The 17,245-nt window shown below is 72.5% G+C and carries 17 protein-coding genes; 7 read left to right on the top strand and 10 right to left on the bottom strand.

The window, feature by feature from the left end; translation table 11 throughout:
* Positions 1–33: 33 nt before the first annotated feature.
* Positions 34–384, bottom strand: a complete 351-nt coding sequence (locus DEJ43_RS32910) for a winged helix-turn-helix transcriptional regulator (RefSeq protein ID WP_015037756.1) — start codon at positions 382–384, stop codon at positions 34–36.
* Positions 385–443: 59 nt separating this feature from the next.
* On the opposite strand from DEJ43_RS32910, the gene DEJ43_RS32905 reads away from it, so the two are divergent.
* Positions 444–1,328 carry an NAD(P)-dependent oxidoreductase gene (locus DEJ43_RS32905; RefSeq protein ID WP_041663167.1) on the top strand — a complete coding sequence of 295 codons (885 nt, stop codon included), beginning with the start codon at positions 444–446 and terminating at the stop codon, positions 1,326–1,328.
* Between the two features lie 148 nt (positions 1,329–1,476).
* A complete protein-coding gene (locus tag DEJ43_RS32900; protein ID WP_015037754.1) occupies positions 1,477–1,767 on the top strand; it encodes a hypothetical protein in 291 nt (96 codons plus the stop codon).
* Positions 1,768–1,827: 60 nt separating this feature from the next.
* Here the strand turns inward: DEJ43_RS32900 and DEJ43_RS32895 are convergent, their stop codons facing one another.
* Both DEJ43_RS32895 and DEJ43_RS32890 read right to left on the bottom strand, forming a co-directional pair.
* Entirely contained in the window at positions 1,828–2,901 is a 1,074-nt protein-coding gene (locus tag DEJ43_RS32895) for a nitric oxide synthase oxygenase (protein ID WP_041663165.1), read from the bottom strand.
* A 273-nt stretch (positions 2,902–3,174) separates the two neighbouring features.
* A complete protein-coding gene (locus DEJ43_RS32890; RefSeq protein ID WP_015037752.1) occupies positions 3,175–4,551 on the bottom strand; it encodes a helix-turn-helix domain-containing protein in 1,377 nt (458 codons plus the stop codon).
* 221 nt (positions 4,552–4,772) lie between these two features.
* Between DEJ43_RS32890 and DEJ43_RS32885 the strand changes: the two genes are divergently transcribed.
* Positions 4,773–5,564 carry a DUF4232 domain-containing protein gene (locus DEJ43_RS32885; protein ID WP_015037751.1) on the top strand — a complete coding sequence of 264 codons (792 nt, stop codon included), beginning with the start codon at positions 4,773–4,775 and terminating at the stop codon, positions 5,562–5,564.
* A 60-nt stretch (positions 5,565–5,624) separates the two neighbouring features.
* Here DEJ43_RS32885 and DEJ43_RS32880 read toward each other — a convergent pair whose 3' ends face one another.
* The 4 genes from DEJ43_RS32880 to DEJ43_RS32865 form a co-directional block, all read right to left on the bottom strand.
* Positions 5,625–7,127 (bottom strand): carboxylesterase/lipase family protein, encoded by a 1,503-nt coding sequence (locus tag DEJ43_RS32880; protein WP_015037750.1) that lies wholly within the window; start codon positions 7,125–7,127, stop codon positions 5,625–5,627.
* 197 nt (positions 7,128–7,324) lie between these two features.
* On the bottom strand, positions 7,325–8,332 hold the full coding sequence (locus tag DEJ43_RS32875; RefSeq protein WP_015037749.1) for a HEAT repeat domain-containing protein: 1,008 nt from the start codon (positions 8,330–8,332) through the stop codon (positions 7,325–7,327).
* 3 nt (positions 8,333–8,335) lie between these two features.
* Positions 8,336–9,007 (bottom strand): HEAT repeat domain-containing protein, encoded by a 672-nt coding sequence (locus tag DEJ43_RS32870; RefSeq protein WP_041663164.1) that lies wholly within the window; start codon positions 9,005–9,007, stop codon positions 8,336–8,338.
* 73 nt (positions 9,008–9,080) lie between these two features.
* Positions 9,081–9,731, bottom strand: a complete 651-nt coding sequence (locus DEJ43_RS32865) for an alpha-ketoglutarate-dependent dioxygenase AlkB family protein (protein WP_015037747.1) — start codon at positions 9,729–9,731, stop codon at positions 9,081–9,083.
* Positions 9,732–9,804: 73 nt separating this feature from the next.
* On the opposite strand from DEJ43_RS32865, the gene DEJ43_RS32860 reads away from it, so the two are divergent.
* Positions 9,805–10,683: an oxygenase MpaB family protein gene (locus DEJ43_RS32860; protein ID WP_233448010.1), complete on the top strand. Its 879-nt coding sequence runs from the start codon at positions 9,805–9,807 to the stop codon at positions 10,681–10,683.
* Between the two features lie 209 nt (positions 10,684–10,892).
* Here DEJ43_RS32860 and DEJ43_RS32855 read toward each other — a convergent pair whose 3' ends face one another.
* Both DEJ43_RS32855 and DEJ43_RS32850 read right to left on the bottom strand, forming a co-directional pair.
* Positions 10,893–11,459, bottom strand: a complete 567-nt coding sequence (locus tag DEJ43_RS32855; RefSeq protein ID WP_015037745.1) for a hypothetical protein — start codon at positions 11,457–11,459, stop codon at positions 10,893–10,895.
* Between the two features lie 260 nt (positions 11,460–11,719).
* Positions 11,720–12,202 carry an RrF2 family transcriptional regulator gene (locus DEJ43_RS32850; protein ID WP_015037744.1) on the bottom strand — a complete coding sequence of 161 codons (483 nt, stop codon included), beginning with the start codon at positions 12,200–12,202 and terminating at the stop codon, positions 11,720–11,722.
* Positions 12,203–12,308: 106 nt separating this feature from the next.
* Here DEJ43_RS32850 and DEJ43_RS32845 point away from each other — a divergent pair, with 106 nt between their 5' ends.
* Complete coding sequence (locus tag DEJ43_RS32845) at positions 12,309–13,055, top strand: SDR family oxidoreductase (protein WP_015037743.1); 747 nt, start codon at positions 12,309–12,311, stop codon at positions 13,053–13,055.
* Positions 13,056–13,161: 106 nt separating this feature from the next.
* On the opposite strand, the gene DEJ43_RS32840 is transcribed toward DEJ43_RS32845, so the two are convergent.
* A complete protein-coding gene (locus tag DEJ43_RS32840; RefSeq protein WP_106433912.1) occupies positions 13,162–14,325 on the bottom strand; it encodes an esterase-like activity of phytase family protein in 1,164 nt (387 codons plus the stop codon).
* A gap of 461 nt (positions 14,326–14,786) precedes the next feature.
* On the opposite strand from DEJ43_RS32840, the gene DEJ43_RS32835 reads away from it, so the two are divergent.
* On the top strand, positions 14,787–15,380 hold the full coding sequence (locus tag DEJ43_RS32835; RefSeq protein ID WP_015037741.1) for a PadR family transcriptional regulator: 594 nt from the start codon (positions 14,787–14,789) through the stop codon (positions 15,378–15,380).
* Complete coding sequence (locus DEJ43_RS32830) at positions 15,377–17,143, top strand: sulfatase (RefSeq protein ID WP_015037740.1); 1,767 nt, start codon at positions 15,377–15,379, stop codon at positions 17,141–17,143. The genes DEJ43_RS32835 and DEJ43_RS32830 overlap by 4 nt, the downstream gene beginning before the upstream one ends.
* The last annotated feature ends 102 nt before the right edge of the window (positions 17,144–17,245 follow it).

The raw sequence follows: 17,245 nt of genomic DNA, 5'->3' as shown, positions 1-17,245 counted from the left end.
GAGCGGCCCGGAGGAAGGGAGTACGCGAGGGCCTCAGGAAGCGGTCGGAACAGCCGTGAGGCTGTCCAGGCGACGGTGGCCCCAGTGCGACAACGGGGCCAGCAGCTCGGAGAGTTCACGCCCGATACCGGTCAGCGAGTAGACGGTCTTCAGCGGCAGGACGTCGTACACCTCGCGGTGCACGAGGCCGTCCGCCTCCATCTCGCGCAGGGCCTGGGTCAGCACCTTCTCGCTGATCTCGGGCAGTTTCCGGCGCAGTTCGGCGGGGCGGTGCGGGCCCGACTCCAGCAGCCAGAGCAGGGTGGGCTTCCATTTGCCCTCCACGACCGCGATCGCGGCACTCACTCCGCACACGTTCCTGTCCTGGGCCCGGGCGCGTGCCATCCGCGTCCTCCTCCTTCTTCCGGGATTTCTTTCTCATCTGTCTACAAGGGAGTTCACCCATGTCTTCTTCCCCCGCACCCGAGGTCACCGTGATCGGTCTCGGACCGATGGGACAGGCGCTGGCCGCCGCGTTCCTGGCGGCCGGCGTACGGACCACCGTGTGGAACCGGACCCCCGGCAAGGACCGGGAGCTGGTCGCCGCCGGTGCCGTCGCCGCCGCGACGGCCGCGGAGGCGGTCGCGGCGAGCCCGCTGACCGTGATCTGCCTGGTCAACTACGACGCCACCGACTCCGTCCTGCGGGCCAGTGCCGTGACGGACGCGCTCAAGGGGCGGACGGTCGTGAACCTCAGCGCGGACACCCCCGAGCGGGCCAGGGACACCGGCCGCTGGGCCGACGAGCACGGCATCGGCTATCTCGACGGGGCCATCATGACCCCGACCCCCACGATCGGGACGCCCGCCGGGGTGTTCCTGCACAGCGGGCCGGAGGCGCTCTACCGCGAGCACCGGCCCGTGCTCGACGCGCTCGGCGGCACCCACACCCACCTCGCGGAGGACGTGAGCCGGGCGGCGGCGTACGACATCGCGCTGCTCGACATCTTCTGGACGTCGATGGCGGGGTACGTCCACGCCGTGGCGGTGGCCCGCGCCGAGGGGATCTCCCCGACCGAGCTCGCTCCCTTCGCGCAGGGCATCGCCGCGATCCTGCCGCCACTGTTCCAGGAGTGGGCGGAGGACATCGAGAGCGGCAGCTACTCCGGCGACGGCAACCCGATCACCTCGGGGATCTCGACGATGGCGCACGTCGTGCACGCCTCGGAGGCCCACGGCATCGAGGCGAACGTGATGCGCGCCGTCGAAGGCCTGGCCCGCCGCACGGCGGCCCTCGGCAGCGGGTCGGACGGCTTCACCCGGGTCGCCGAGGTCTTGGGCCGACGCTGACCGGCGGGGCCGCGCCCCGTCCGCCGTCCCGGGCGGCGCCTTCCTCGGATGCCTTCCCCGCCGCATCGTGCTGTGCTGGCAGTGAGGGGGACGCCGCCGACGGGGTGGCGCGGGAGGGGCCGCCCCATCTCACGAGGAGTGATCCACCATGGCGATCTTCGTCCACGCGGTCCTGCCGGGTGTCACCACGGATCAGTACGACACCCTCAACGCGAAGCTCCAGGAGACGCCCGACATCTTCGACGGCTGCATCTCCCACGCCTGCGCCGCCACGGACGACGGCCTGGAGATCTTCGACACCTGGGAGTCCGAGCAGCAGATGAACGCGTTCGCCGAGCGCATGATGCCGATCGCCGCCGGCCTGGGCTGGCCCGAGCCGGGCGGCGCACCCCGCGTCCTGCGGGTGCACAACTACTGGATCCCCGGGGCGACCGACTGACCGGGCCGCCCCGACCGCCCCTCACGGCCGCGCCCCGGCGCCTACCGCCCCCCGGCGCCCTCACGTACGGGCGAGGAACGCCGGTCGGAGGGAGGCGTCGACCGGGGCGTAGTACCGGTGGAAGACCGGGGTGGCGGAGCCGGAGACCGGGGGCACGATCCAGCTCCAGTCGGCGGGCGTCTCCCGCCCGTGGCGGCTCTCCTGGGCGATGTGCCGGAGGAACCGCTGGGACTCGGTGTGGTGGTCGGCCATCGTCACCCCGGCCTCCTGGAAGGAGTGCAGCACGGCCACGTTGAGCTCGACGAGCGCCCGGTCGCGCCAGAGCGTGCGGTCGCTCGACCGGTCGAGGCCGAGCCGGTCGGCGACGACGGGGAGGAGGTCGTAGCGCTCGGTGTCGGCGAGGTTGCGGGCGCCTATCTCGGTCCCCATGTACCAGCCGTTGAACGGCGCGGCCGGATACCGTACGCCGCCGATCTCCAAGGTCATGTCGCTGATCGCGGGCACGGCGTACCAGCGCAGACCGAGCTCGGCGAACCACGGGTGGTCGGGGTGGCGGAGCGGCACCTCATGGACGGCGTCGTCCGGCAGCTCGTACCACTCGGGGCGCCCGCCGGGGTGCTCCCGCACCATCAACGGCAGTACCTGGAAGGGCTCGTCGTCCCGTTTCCAGCCGAGGTCGCGGGCGAGGGCGGTCAGCGGGGCGCTGCGCGGGTCGCCGTGCCCGCGCCCTTCGGGGGTGCGGTGTCCGGCGTAGCGGACCAGCTGGTCGTTGACGATCCGGGGGCCGAGCCGGCCCGGCCGGTCGGGGGCGAAGACGGAGATCACCGGCCGGATCCGGCCGCCGTTCCCGGCGATGCGCAGATGCTCGAAGCACTCCGCGGCGATGTCGTCGGCGGAGCCGAGGTGCCGCAGGTCGCGCACCACGAGGCTGCGCCAGTAGAGCCTGCCGATGCAGCGGGCGGCGTTGCGCCAGGCGACGCGGGCGCCGAAGGCGAGTTCTCCCGGGGTGTGCTCATAGGTCCCGGTGCGATCGATCTCGGCCAGCACCGCGCGGAGCCGGCCCGTCATGTCCCCCGCGCTCGGCTGCTCGTGGTGGAACTGCCGGACGAATCGTTCCGCCTCGCGCCGGTCCACGTACGGCGTGACGGGAGCGCCCTGGACGGGCGCCGCGGACGCGAGGTCCCCGGACAGGTAGGGGCAGGCACCGGTACTGGTTCCGGTGCTGGGTCCGGTGCTGGTTCCGGTGCTGGATCCGCGGCTGGGGGCAGATTTGCGGCGACGGCTCAGGCTGAAGATCAATGTGTTCCCTCCCGGCACCCATGACTACCGTATGAACACACACGAGAGCGGAGAGTGTGTGAATCTCCGCCTCGGAAGAGCCTCCCCTGGTACGCTGCCCGGCCGCCGTCACTGCGGCGGGTTGTCGATCCACTCGGTCCAGCCCAGGGGGTACGCGTAGGCGGGGCGGGCGAGGTTTCCGCTGGTGTGGAAGGGGCGCCCCTCGTCGTCGATGCGGAGCGTCTCGCGCTTCGCGCCGCTGGACCAGGTGAGCTCCAGGTACCAGTTGACGTCGTGCGCCTGGACGCGGGCCTTCACGAAGAACACCTCGGGATCCTTCTCGCTGACCTTGTACGGGAACTTCCGCTGTCCCGCCACGGCGGTGACGGTCGGCCGCGCCGCGTCGAGGTCGACGTCGAAGGACTTGGTCGACACCTCGCCGCCGCAGCCGACGCCCATGACGTAGTCGTTCCAGGCCAGCGGCGCGCCCTTCGACACGACCCGCACATGGAGGTCCTCCAGGACGACCGTCCCGGGCCCGGTGCCCTGAACCGTCAGCCGGATCAGCTGCTCCCCGGCCGACACGGCGCCCAGCACGGGGATCCACCCCGGCGCGTCCTGCTCCACCGGCGGTGGCGGCACCTGCTCGGGCTCACGGTCGATCAGGTAGTGCTGGGTGCACGGCCCTTCCCAGGTGTACGGGGCGGTGGCGACGGTCGGTGCGGTGGCCACGGCCTTGCCGTCGGACCGCCCCGACACGCTGGCCGAGGTGCTCGGACCGCCGCTCGGCGCGCCCGGCGCGGAGGGGGTCGGCTCCGTGCCCTTGCCGGGCGGGGTGGAGGCCGCGGGGCTGCCGGTGCCGGGGGTGGCCGTCGGCTGCCGGGCGGGGGCGGAGGGGCCGGCGGCGGTCGTCGGCCGCCCCGTGCCACCGGCCTGCCCGACGCTCCCGTCGCCTTCGCCGTTCCCGCGCGTGAGGCTCACGACGAGCGCCACGGACACGGCGGCCGCGGCGACGGCGGTTCCGACGAGCACGGCCGTGCGACGGGACCACCCGCGCCGCCGCGGGGGCGTGGGCTCGGACACCGGCCCGGTGACGGCGAGTTCGTCGACGGGTACGGGGGCGGGCACGGGTGTGGATAACGGGGTGGGCGCGGGGGCGGGGGCGGGCTTGGCCTCGGGCTCGGTCTCAGGCTCGGGCTCGGTCTCGGGACCCGCCGTCGCTTCCGGTGCCGGTGCCGGTGCCGGTTCTGGTGCCGGTGTCTTCCGCTGGCGTGAGACGTCCGCCCGCACCCACAGCCGGTGGAGTTCGACGAGCTCGTCAGGGGTGGCGCGGCACAGTCGCGCGAGCCGCTCCACCGGCGCGTAATCGACCGGTACGGCGTCCCCGTTGACGTATCGGTGCAGGGTCGAGGCGCTCAGGTGCAGGCGCTTGCCGAGCGCCCCGTAACTGAGCCCCGAGCGCTCCTTGAGTCGTCCCAACAGCGCCGCGAACTCGTCCCCCGCCACCGTTCCATCCTCTCCCCGCGTTCCTTCCCGCGTTCCAGGAAGGGACATGAGCGCAGGTCAGCGCCCTGAAATCATTCCAGCGTCCCGTACCACCGGGCTGGAGCCGCAACTGGAACGGATCTTCGCACAAGCTGTGGTCACCGAAGCAAGGCCGCCACGGGGAATCAGACGGCCGACTTCGTACGACCACCGAAGCAGACCGAAACCCGAGGGGGAACCCCATGTCCGGACGACTCACCCGCACCCGTCTTCTCGCCGCCACCACGGTCGCGGTCGCCGCTCTGTCGCTCACCGCCTGCGGGGGCGGCGACGTGAAGGACGAGGGCGCGGCCGTGTCCTCGTCGTCGCCCGCCGCGCCCACCGCGTCCGCCTCGCGGTCGGCCGAGACGCCGGCGGCGACCCCCACGGACGGCTCGGCCACGAAGCCGGGGGAGGATGCCGCCGGCACGTCGGGCGGCGGCTCGAAGAACGGGAGCTCGACGACGGGCGGCTCGACAGGTTCCGGCTCGACCACCGGCGGGAAGACCGGAAGCAGCACCTCCGGCGGCGGGAAGGGCACTGGCTCGAACGGCTCCAGCACCGGGGGGAGCGACGACGGGAACGGGCCCTCCCGGACCCCGTGCGGGGCGAAGAACACGAAGACCACGGCGACCCCGGTCTCCCGCCCGCTCAACCACATGCTGCTCACCGTCACCAACACCGGCTCGGGGCTCTGCGAGCTGCTCAACTACCCGGTGGCCCGCTTCGGCGAGGCGCAGTCGGTGCCGCCGGTCATCGAGGCCACCCGCCCGCAGGCGGTGGTCACCCTGGCACCGGGCGAGTCCGGCTACGCGGCGGTGATCCTGTCCGCCGCCGACGGCAGCGGCACCGGCGGCTACACGACGTCGAGCCTCACGATCGGCTTCGCGGACGACTCGACGTCCACGCCGCGGCTCAGCGGCAAGGGCGTCTACGTCGACAGCTCGCTGCGCGTGACCTACTGGCAGACCTCGATGGACAACGCCCTCAACTGACCCGGCCGGGCTCCCCTGCCGAACGGTCCCGCGCGCCGGGACCGACGCGCCCCGGGCGGTTCAGGGGCGGAGGAGAGGGAAGTCGGCCTTGTCCCACAGGGCACGGGGCACGGCGGGCAGCCCGTCGGCGGTGGCGTCGGCGGGCGTCCACGTCCTCACCGGGGACGCGGAGTCGGTGACCGGCGCCCAGCCCGGGTCACCCGCCGCGGCGAAGTCGGCCCAGGCCCGGACCATGCGGCGGGAGAGTTCGTGGTCGGCGGGGGTGGGCGTACCGCCGATCAGGAACGACAGGGCGCTGTCGTCCAGGTTGCCGAAGGCGAAGGGCATGTCCGCGCAGTGCCAGGCACGGACCACCCCGCCCGGCCCGGTGCGGCGGCGGTCGAAGCGCGACAGGAAGGCCCGGCCGCCGGCCCGTGCGTGCTGCTCCGCGAGCCGCCGGGCGTACTCGCCGAAGAGCAGGTCGCCGAAGACGGCGAGGTAGACGTCGAGGACCGGGGCGTGCGGCAGCGCGTCCCGGTAGCCGGCCACCAGGCCTTCGGGCAGGCCGAAGTCCTCGGCGAACCGGTCGAGCCGCTCCTCGGTGGTGACCTTCGCGCAGCTGCCGACGGCGTCGAGCAGCCGGTACTCCTCCGTGGTGTGGCAGACGAGCAGGTCCACTTCCCGGGCAGCGCCGGCGGCCATCCCGGTGAGCGGGTCGAAGGGCAGGACGTCGCCGTCGAGGACGGGGGCGTAGAGCGAGGGGTCGTAGTGGCGGGATCCGGAGGAGGGGTCTCGCCGGTAGACGTCGACCACCTGGTCGGAGGCGACGACCAGGGCCCGCGGGGTCGCCCCGGTGAGGCCGTCGGCCGTGGCGGGGCAGCCGGCCGCGGCGGCGACCTCGCGGGTGGTGGCGGCGGCGAGGTCGAGCGGGTAGCAGGGGCTGGCGGGGCTGTGGGCGACGGCCCGCCGGAAGAGGCCGCGGGCGCGGTCCATCACCATCAGGCAGGCGACGGAAGCCGCCCCGGAGGACTGGCCGGCGACCGTGACGTTGTCCGGGTCGCCACCGAAGGAGGCGATGTTCTCCCGTACCCAACGCAGCGCCGCCACCTGGTCGAGGAGGCCCCGGTTGTCCGGGTGTCCGGTGACACGGCCGTCCGGAACGTGGCCGAAACCCTCGAAGCCGATGCGGTAGTTGAGGGTGACGACGACGAGACCCGCACGGGCCAGGGCGGTGCCGTTGAAGTCGGGCTGGGCCGAGGAGCCGAAGGTGTAGGCGCCGCCGTGGATCCAGACGAGGACGGGCAGGCGGCCGCCGCCGGCGGCCGGAGTCCAGACGTTGACGGTGAGGACGTCCTCGTCGCCGGGTGACCAGGTGGGCGCGCCCGGCAGTTGGGCCGACTGCGGGGCGACGGGGCCGAACTCCGTACCGTCACGCACGCCGCTCCAGGCGGCTGCCGGGAGCGGCTCCCGGAACCGGTTCGCTCCGAACGGCGGCGCCGCGTAAGGGATTCCGAGGACGGCGACGACGTCGGCGGCGGCCCGGAAGCCTCGGACCTGACCGTTCTTCGTGCTGAACACATCCATGAGCGCGCCTCTCGCGACAAGCCGGATCGCCTGCGGAGAGGCGGGGTGGGATCGTCAGCTTCGCAGCGGGCGGCGGGCGTGGTCCAACACCGAGATCAACACGATTGACCCACGTGTGTTGTCAATCACCGCTGCCAGCAGTCGCAATGACGGGGCGCCAGTCAACACGCTTCGCAGTCCGCGAGAATGACGGACCGTCAACGCTCTTCGCGCAGAGTGAGGATGTACGCCGCCGTGAGGGCGACCGCCCGGTCCTCGTCCCGTGACAGCTCGTCGAGGGCGCGGGACGCCGTGTCTCCCGGGATGTCCGCCAGCGCCTGGGCGACCCGGCGGCGTACGGCCGGGGCGGCGGCGCCGTCGGCGAGCCGGTCGACGAGCGCCCCGGCGATCCGCTCCGCGAGCGCAGGTCTTCCCGCGAGCGCGCCCAGCGCGTCGGCCGCGTCGACGTCGCGCGTCGCGTCCACGACCATGTCGATGAGCGTCGGGACCGCCTCGGCGACGCCACGGGCCCCGAGCGCCGGCGCAGCGCACCGGCGCACCTCGACGTCGGGGTGGGTGAGGGCCGTGCGCAGCAGGGCGATCGCCGCCTCGCCGGGCAGCTCGGCGAGGGACTGGGCGGCGCGCTTGCGTACGGCGGCGTCCGGCGAGCCGAGCCCCTCCGCGAGCAGGGCGGGCGACCCCCCGTCGGCGGTGTGCGCCAGCGCCCACCGGAGGGCTCCGGCCACGATCGGGTCCGGCTCGCTCAGGGCGGCCTCGACCAGCGCCTCCGTCGGCACCGGGACGTCCTCGGCCGACGACAGGGCCGCCCGCTGGCGCTTCCCGGCGCTCTCCGACCCCAGGGCCTGGAGCAGCGCGACGACCTGGAGGACGTCCTCCCACCCGGCCGTCTCCGCGGCACCGATCCGGCGGAGCCGGGTCAGCAGTGCCGTCTCGGTCGCGATGCGCTCCCGCGTCCGGCGGACGAGGTCCTCGACGAGTTCCGCGGGCGCGAAGCCGGGATCGTCCAGCGCGCTCCCGACCTCACGCAGCGAAAGGCCCAGCGACCGCAGGCTCTCGATGTGGAAGACGCGCCGGATGTCCTCGTCGGAGTACTCGCGGTAGCCCGCGCCCGTGCGGCCCGTCGGCCGCACCAGGCCGAGCGACTCGTAATGCCTGAGCATGCGGGCACTCACCCCCGACCGCCGCGCCACCTCACCGATCAGCACCCGCTAGTCCCCTTCCCGTCCGGACCCGCCGAGGGCCACGATCCGCTTGGCCTCCTCGACGGCGAACCCGAACCCGGCGTCCGGGTCGCGCAGCAGCCGCTCCGTGGCGACGGCGTGCTCCCGCACCTGGGGGTCCCGGTCCTCGGCCGCGGTCCGCAGGGCCGGCACGATCGTCTCACCGAGGGCGACCAGGGCCCGGCTCAGACTCAGTCGCGTCTCACGCCCTCCGCGCCCGAGCCGGCTCGCGAGCACATCGGCGAGCCCGTGCTCCTCCCCCTCGGGCACGAGCACGACCGCCGCCCGCCAGGCGGCCCGCGCCACCTCGTCGTCGGCGTCGGTCAGCAGCTCCCGGGTGACCGCCGGCCACGCCTGCCGGTCCCCGATCTTGGACAGCGTGTGCAGCGCCTGGCTCCGCGCCTGTGCCCGCTCCGAGCGGAGCTCACCGAGCAGTCTCGGCAGGGTCAGGGACACCGGGTGGCGGGTGAGCGCCCAGGTCAGCATGTCGCGCACGGAGAACTCGGGCTCGATCGCGCACCGCTCGACCAACCCGTCGACGAACCGCGGGTCCGGGTCCGTGCCGACGGCCAGCGTCGCCCGCAGCCGCACGGACGCGCTGTCGTCGTCCAGCCGCCGGAAAGCCCGCATCGCGTCCGTGTCCTGTTCCGCCATGGTCATCGGGACCACCTCCTGAGGAGGCAGTGAAGACCTTGTCATCGTGTCAAGGTCAAGCCCGACGGCCACACCGGGTTCAGCGGACGCCTCTGGGGCGGAACTGGACGCTGATGCGCGGGCCGACCGCGCGGCTCGTCTTGGGCACGGCGTGCTCCCAGGCGCGCTGGCACGCCCCGCCCATCACCACCAGGTCGCCGTGGCCGAGCGGCAGGCGGAGGACGGTCGGGCCGCCGGAGCGGGGGCGGAAGGCGAGGTCGCGGGGGTCGCCGAGGGAGAGGATGGCGACCATCGTGTCGCGGGTGGCCGACCGGCCGGTGCGGTCGCCGTGCCAGGCGACGCTGTCGCGGCCGTCGCGGTAGAGGCAGAGGCCGGCGGTGACGAAGGGTTCACCGAGTTCGGCGGCGTAGTGGGAGCTGAGCGTCTGCCGAGCTTCGACGAGGGCGGGGTGCGGGAGGGGGGCTCCCTCGCCGTAGTGGGCGAGCAGCCGGGGTACGGCGACCACGGCGTCGTACATCGGCCGTTCCTCGGCGCGCCAGGGCACCCGGGCGGCGAGCTCCTCGAAGAGCGCGTCGGCGCCGTGCAGCCAGCCGGGGAGGTGGTCGATCCACGAGCCGCTGTCGAGCGCCGTCCGCCGGAGGCCGTCCAGCGTGCCGAACCGGATGTCGTCGCCCTGGTCGAACAGGGAACCCTGGAGGCCGGGCAGAGCGGGGTGCCGTGCTGCGGTCATGGATCCAGCGTAACCGCAAACCGAACGCATGAGCGAATATGACTGCCGGAGTCCGCGAGCGCATACTGACCGCATGGGATGGCCGCCGACCACCATGGACGACCTGAGGAAACGACTCGGCAGCGAGCTCTTCCGGCGTGTCGCCGGGCCCTCGGGCGCGCGCACCCGCGCCCGCATCCACGAAACGCCCGGACCCCGCTGGTTCGGCCCCGACCGCCCCATCCGCACGGTCCACGGCGACGCCTCGATGTTCGCCGGCGGTCTGACGGCGCTGCTGCTGCAGTCGCTGCACCCGCTGGCCATGGCGGCCGTGGCCGCCCACTCGGGCTTCCGCGGGGACCCGTGGGGCAGGCTGCACCGGACCAGCACCTTCCTCGCGGTCACGACCTTCGGTACGGCCGAGGACGCGCGGCTCGCGGTGGAGCGCGTCCGCGCGGTCCACGAGCAGGTGCGCGGCACCACGTCCGACGGCCGGGCGTACCACGCGTCCGATCCGCACCTGCTGGGCTGGGTGCACGTCGCCGAGGTCGACAGCTTCCTACGGGCCCACCGGCGCTACGGGGCACAACCGCTGGACCCGGCGGGCTACGACGGATACGTGGCGGACACCGCCCGGATCGCGGAGGAACTGGGCGTGGAGCGCCCGCCCAGGAACCTCGCCGAACTGGCCCGTCGGCTGGAGGCGTACCGAGGCGAGCTCGACGCGACCCGCGAGGCCCGCGAGACCGCCCGCTTCCTGCTGCTCAACCCGCCGATCCCCTGGCAGGCCCGGGCCCCGTACGCACTGCTGGCGGCGGCCGCGGTGGAGCTGCTGCCCCCCTGGGCCCGCGGACAGCTCGGCCTCCCCCCGCTCCCCCGCCCGGCCTGGGCCGCCGCCCGAACGGGCGGCCGACTCGCGACCGCGGGAATCCGCTGGGCGATGGGCCCACCCCCACGGACGGCGTCGACGTGACGCGCGCGAGGTGGTGACGTGCGTGACGTGGCGACATGCGTGAACTGCCGGATGTGGAACCGGCGTACGGGCGTACGGGCGTACGGGCGCGAATCAGCCGAAGTCCGGGATCGGGTGCTCTGGGACGAGGGCGGCGGTGGTGAGCCGACCCGCCCCCGTGTCACCCGTCAGGTCCGCTCGCCAGGTCCGCTCGTACGACGGCTCCGCGCTCACTCCGGGTCCTCGTCCGCGCCGCCCTCCGCGCTCTCCTCCGAACTGGAGAGGGCGTCGGTGATCAGTCGGGTGGCGAAGTCACGGTCCTCGGTGATCCGATTGATGTGCTCCGCGAGCAGCAGGGCCGTCGCTTCGAGCGGATTCATCTCGTCCCGCGTCCACTCTCCGAACTGCCGGCGCCACAGGCTGGGGCTCAGTTCGAGGCCGGCGGCGACGAGCATGCCGGTCATCGTGGGGATGACTTCGGGACGGACGGTCCGGTGCATCATGCGCATGGAGTTCACGAAGTTCGGCACCACCGTCGCGATGACGTCCTTGTCGTGCTGTTCGTGGGCCATCCGGAGCCACTTCATGTACATGAAAATCAGGGTGCACATGCCGTCCAGCAGGTCATGGGCCTCCTGGGCGGTCAGGGAGGCGGTGAAGTGGTCGATCAGCTGCTGGTGTTCCGCATCGGTCCCGGTCCTGCCGTCGTAGACGGCCTTGAGCCGGGAATCGACGATCATGACTGCCGCGCCCACATCGCCGGCGGGCGCATGACGGGGGTCACAGGACGATGACACAGGGCTCCTCCTCGTGCGACCGCTACGGCCAGACGCGGCACGGTATGCCCGTACGGTAGACCGCCGATCAGATGAGGTGAGGGCGTTTCCCGAGGAAGGGGTACGACCCTTCAGCGCCGGGCCCGGAACCCGCGAAAGAGCGCCCACGCACACGCCCCCGCGCACCCCCGCACGCCCTTCCCTACAGCCCCGCACGCCCCCGGCACACACGGGGCAGCCAGGCCCACCGAACAGCCAAGCCCCCCTCAGCAAGCCCTCCCTCAGCCAAGTCCTTCGATCAGCCAGGCCCCGACGCCCGGGAGCGCGTCCGGCCCGCTCTCGTCGTCGACCGTCGCGACGAGATCGGCGATGGTGGTCGCGGCGAGCGAGGCCCTCCAGGCGGCTTCCGCCGCGCCCATCGCCCGGGCGATGGGGCAGGCCTTCGTGCATTTCTCGGGCGGGGTGGCCAGCGGCCCCCGCTGCCGGATCTCGGTGCAGACGAACGCCGGGTCGGGCCCGTCGACGGCCTGGACGACGTCGAGCAGGGTGATCTCGACGGCCGGCCGGGTCAGCACGTATCCGCCGGTCTTGCCCTGGACGGAGCGCACCAGGCCGGCCCGTGACAGCGCCTGCATCTGCTTGGCCAGGTAGCTCGGCGAGACGTCGTGCAGCTCAGCGAGCCGGGCCGCCGGCACCGGCCTGCTCGCCGCCGTCAGGACCACACAGCAGTGGAGCGCCCACTCGACGCCACCGGACAGTTTCATGTCGCCTCCCCATTTGACTCGGACACAGACTATCCGAGTATTATCTCGGACATCGGGTATCCGAGTTTGCGTCCCCTGGGCCCCGGCCCACGAAGGAAGGCACACCATGAAGATCACCGTCATCGGCGGCACCGGCCTGATCGGCTCCCAGCTCGTCACCACGCTCCGGAACGCCGGCCACGACGTGGTCGCCGCGTCCCTCTCCTCGGGGGTCGACCTGCTCACCGGCGCCGGCCTGGACGACGCCCTCGCGGGCGCCCACACGGTCGTCAATGTCAGCAACTCCCCGACCTTCGACGACAAGTCGCTCCCCTTCTTCCGCACCACGGTGGGGAACCTGCTGAGCGCGGGCGAGCGGGCGGGCGTACGCCACCAGGTCGCGCTCTCCATCGTCGGCGTGGACCAGGTGCCCGGCCTGGACTACTACCGCGCGAAGACGCTCCAGGAGGACCTGCTGCGCGAGAGCCCGACCCCGTACTCGATCGTCCGCGTCACCCAGTTCTTCGAGTTCATGGACGCCGTGCTGTCCTGGACGACGGACGACGGCGTCGTCCGCCTCCCCGCCACGCCCGTGCAGCCGATCGCGTCCGCCGACGTCGTCGCCGCCCTCGCCGACGTGGCCACCGGGGAGCCGCTCAACGGCACGCTCGACGTGGCCGGACCCGACCTCCTCACCCTGGACGAGGTCGGCCGGATCACCCTGGCGGCCCGCGGTGACGGCGGCGAGGTCGTGGTCGACGCGGGGGCGGGCATGTTCGCGGCCGTCCCCGGCGACGTCCTCACCCCGGGCCCCGGCGCCCGGCTGGCCCCCACCCACTACCGCGACTGGCTGAAGACCCGCGCCACGGTCTGACCACGGCACCCGCGGGCCACAAGCCACCGCCTCGCGTGCCACAGGACGGAGCCCCGGTACGGCCTTCGCCGCACCGGGGCTCCCGCGTGTCGCTACGCCGGCGGGGTCAACGAAGGGCGAGCGCGACGAACTGAGTGACCGCGTCCTTGTCGAAGTTGTCGTCGCTGACGAGGATCAGCGACCGCTCGCCCGACGGCAGGGTGGGACCCCAGGTCATGCCTTCGGTGTTGTCGACGGTGGACAGGCCGAGGGAGTGGAAGTCGGCGACGAGCCTCTTCCGCATCGGCACGACCGGCCGTCCGGCCAGGGAGTCGACGGCCCGTACGTCCGTGGCGCCCCGCGTGGTGGTGTCGTACAGGCGGATCTTGTAGCCGGAGCCGGCGACCCAGGTGCGCTCGAGCACGAGGTAGCGCTCGGGGTCGTTGGGGAAGGCCAGCAGGGACGGTACGCCGGTGTCGGGGCCCCACGGGCTGGTCGGGTCGGACTCGGCGAAGATCTTCTCGATGGGGTAGGCGTACTGGCCGAGCACCCGGCCGCCCCGGCTCTGCCGGGTGACGCGGACGAGCGCGCCGTGCGTCAGGTCCGGGACCGGGCCGTCCTGGAGGAGCGGGCCCTCGATCGCGCTGGTCACGACGGTGCCCCGGGCGCCGAAGGTGAGGGCTTCGACGGCCTGGTTCCGGCGCGGCCCGCGGTCGGCGGTGATCAGGTAGTTCTCCGGCAGCCGCAGACGAGCGTGGTGGGTGCCGTCGGGCTCGGAGATCTCGATGGACGGCTGGATCACGGGCGGGCCGTCGACGGCGGGCCGGTCGCCCTCCTGCCCCCACCAGTAGCGGCAGTCGCGCGGGTCGACACGGATCTCCTCCGGATCGATCGCCTTGCCGTCGCCGAGGGCCGGGGACGGGTACGGGGAGCCGTCCGGCCGGCGGAGGGGGCGGGTCGAGGTGAAGTCGACGGCGTGGACGCCGCCGGCGTCGACGTCGAGCTTCGCGGTGTAGAAGCGCGCGGGCTGGAGGAAGGAGCGGTCGTCGCTGAGGAGGACGTACTCGCCGGTGCACCGGTCGCGGTCGATGCCGGAGAGGCCGCCGACGGTGGTCCCCTGGAAGTCGAGTTTGTGCGGGACGGTCTTCTCGCCGAGCAGGCGGGCCTGCACCGCGCGCTTCGACTCCGGTGCGAGCGCGCCGGGTTGGGGCGCGGCGGCAGCGGCGGGGACGAGGGTGGCGGTGACGAGCAGGGTCGCGGCACAGGCGCGGCGCATCAGGGAGACACTCATGCCGATGATCATGTCCCGCCCCCTGCCCACCCCACAGTCACCCAGGCGAGTGCTCCTGCCACCCACCAGTCCGATCACCCGACAACAGCCACCGCGCCGGGGACCCGCACGGCCCTGACCCTCGGCCCGCCCGGGCAGAAGTGGCCGTCATGGAGCCCTTGGTGACGACCATCGTGAACGTCGAAGACGGCACCGGCAGCGGCGGCCTTCACGACCGCGGAACCGGCCGGGCTGTCCCCCGGGAGTCCACCGGCACAGCGTTACCGCCGATGAGCGGACAGGCCCGAACGATTGACAGACCCGCTGGCGTTACCGCGCTGACTGCGGGGGTTCGGCCATGCCTGAACGTGAACGGCGTAATGCGGCCTTGCTAAGTGCCTGTCCGATCCGTTGACCCCACCCCTCCGCAGGCCCTACAACACTCTTCACATAGATGAGAGTGCACATAGGGGTGTGGTGGGGTGAAGTTCGAGTACGTGCTGCTTGCGTTGATCGGGGGACGCCCCCGGAGCGGCTTCGATCTGGGCCGTTGGGTGGAGGTAGAGGGCCAGTTCCTGCGGTCGCGGGCCCATCACAGCCAGATCTACCGGCTGCTGGGACGGATGACGGCTGACGGCTGGGTGGCGTTCGATGTGGATCCGCGCGAGGGGCGTCCCGACGCGAAGGTCTACCGGCTCACCCCGCTCGGCCGGGACGTGCTGTGGGAATGGGTGCGCTCGCCGTACGAGCCGACCAGCCGGTTCCAGGACCCTGACTTCCTGGCCCGGTTCGCCTTCACCGCACCGCTCGACCGGCAGGCCGCGCTCCGGTTGGTAGACGGCGAACTCGACTACCGGCGCGCCCAGATCGCCCGCAACCGAGATCGCGACCGCACGCTGCGTTTCGAGGACCCGCTGCCCGAGATGGACCAGGAGTTCGCCCAGGAGGTCTTCGACGAGCTGCACGCGTACGGCGCGTCCGCGGTCGACACCTGGGTGGCCTGGCTGGAAGGGATGCGACACCGCCTCGAACAGCCCCCGATGCCGGAGACCGAGAGAGGGAGCTCATCCGCATGAAGGCCATCATGGTCATGTTCGACAGCCTCAACCGGCGCATGCTGCCGCCCTACGGCTCCGACTGGACGCACGCGCCGAACTTCGCCCGCCTCGCCGAACGGGCGGTCACGTACGACAACGCGTACGCGGGTTCGCTGCCGTGCATGCCGGCCCGCCGTGAACTGCACACCGGCCGGTACAACTTCCTGCACCGCAGCTGGGGCCCCTTGGAGCCGTTCGACGACTCCATGCCCGAACTGCTCACCCAGAACGGCGTCTACACCCATCTCGCGAGCGACCATCCGCACTACTGGGAGGACGGCGGCGCCACCTACCACGGCCGGTACAACACCTGGGAGTTCTTCCGCGGGCAGGAGGGCGACCCGTGGAAGGGACACGTCGCGGACCCCGAGATGCCCGAGGGTCTGAAGCGGATGCGCACCCCCGCGTACCGGCAGGACTGGATCAACCGCTCCTACATGGCGACGGAGGACCGGCATCCGCAGACGCTGACCTTCGACGCCGGCCTGGAGTTCGTCCGTACGAACAAGGACACGGACCGCTGGTTCGTGCAGATCGAGACCTTCGACCCGCACGAGCCGTTCTTCTCCCACCAGCGGTACAAGGACCTCTACCCGCACGAGTACGACGGGCCGCACTTCGACTGGCCCGACTACAAGCGGGTGACCGAGACCGATGACCAGGTGGGGCACGCCCGGTACGAATACGCGGCGCTGCTGTCCATGTGCGACCGCTCTCTCGGCCGCGTCCTGGACACCATGGACGAGTTGGAGCTGTGGGGCGACACCCTGCTCATCGTCAACACCGACCACGGGTTCCTGCTCGGTGAGAAGGGCTGGTGGGCCAAGTGGGTCCAGCCCTGGTACAACGAACTCGTCCATCTCCCCCTGTTCACGTGGGATCCGCGGTATCCGGGGGCGGCGGGCGAGCGGCGGGCGGCGCTCGTGCAGACGATCGACCTGGCGCCGACGCTGCTGGACTTCTTCGGCGTGGAGCGCCCGGCCGATATGCAGGGCTCCCCGCTGCCCGTCGCCGAGGACACCCCTGTACGTGAGGCGGGGTTGTTCGGGGCGCACGGCGGGCACGTCAACGTCACCGACGGCCGATACGTGTACATGCGGGCGCCCGTCTCGTCCGACAACACACCTCTGTGCGAGCACACGCTCATGCCCACCCACATGCGGGGGATGTTCAGCCCGGCAGAGCTCGCCGGCGCGGAGCTGGCTGGGCCGTTCGCCTTCACCAAGGGCGCCCCCGTGCTGCGGACCCGCGGGCGGGCTCTGCTCAACCCGTACCTGCACGGAACACTTCTGTTCGATCTGGCAACCGATCCCGAACAGCTGACCCCGCTGGTCGACGACGAGATCGAACTGAGGATGGCGGGCCTGCTGGTGGAGGCGATGCGGGCGAACGAGGCGCCGCCGAGCCAGTACGAGCGGCTCGGGCTGCCGGCCGACGGGCCGGTCACCGACGAGCACCTGCTCGTACGCGCGCAGCGGGAGCAGGCCGAGCGGGCAGCGGAGCCGCTGCCACGCCCGGAGGAGTTCCCGGTCGGGCGGGTGTCACTGCGGACACCGATGCGGACGCTGATGTCCGACCCGGTCACCTCCGTCGTCCTGCGCCGACACCTGCCCGCTCTGTTCGACTCCGAACTCCTCCAACTGCTCGGACCGATGCCGCTGATCGACGTCGCCGCGGTGGCCGCCGGTTCCATGTCCCGCGACGCCCTGACGGCGGTCGCCCGAGAACTCGCCGCGCTCTGACGGCGTGAGCAGAACGGCCGGTAACGGGGTGGCCGCCCCGTCACCGGCCGGGACAACCCCGATTTCCCCGTGCATCTCCCGCGAAGAGACCACACACGAACA

Origin of the sequence: Streptomyces venezuelae ATCC 10712 (assembly GCF_008639165.1) — a bacterium.
GTDB lineage: Bacteria > Actinomycetota > Actinomycetes > Streptomycetales > Streptomycetaceae > Streptomyces > Streptomyces venezuelae.
This window is presented reverse-complemented; position numbering and strand designations above follow the sequence as displayed.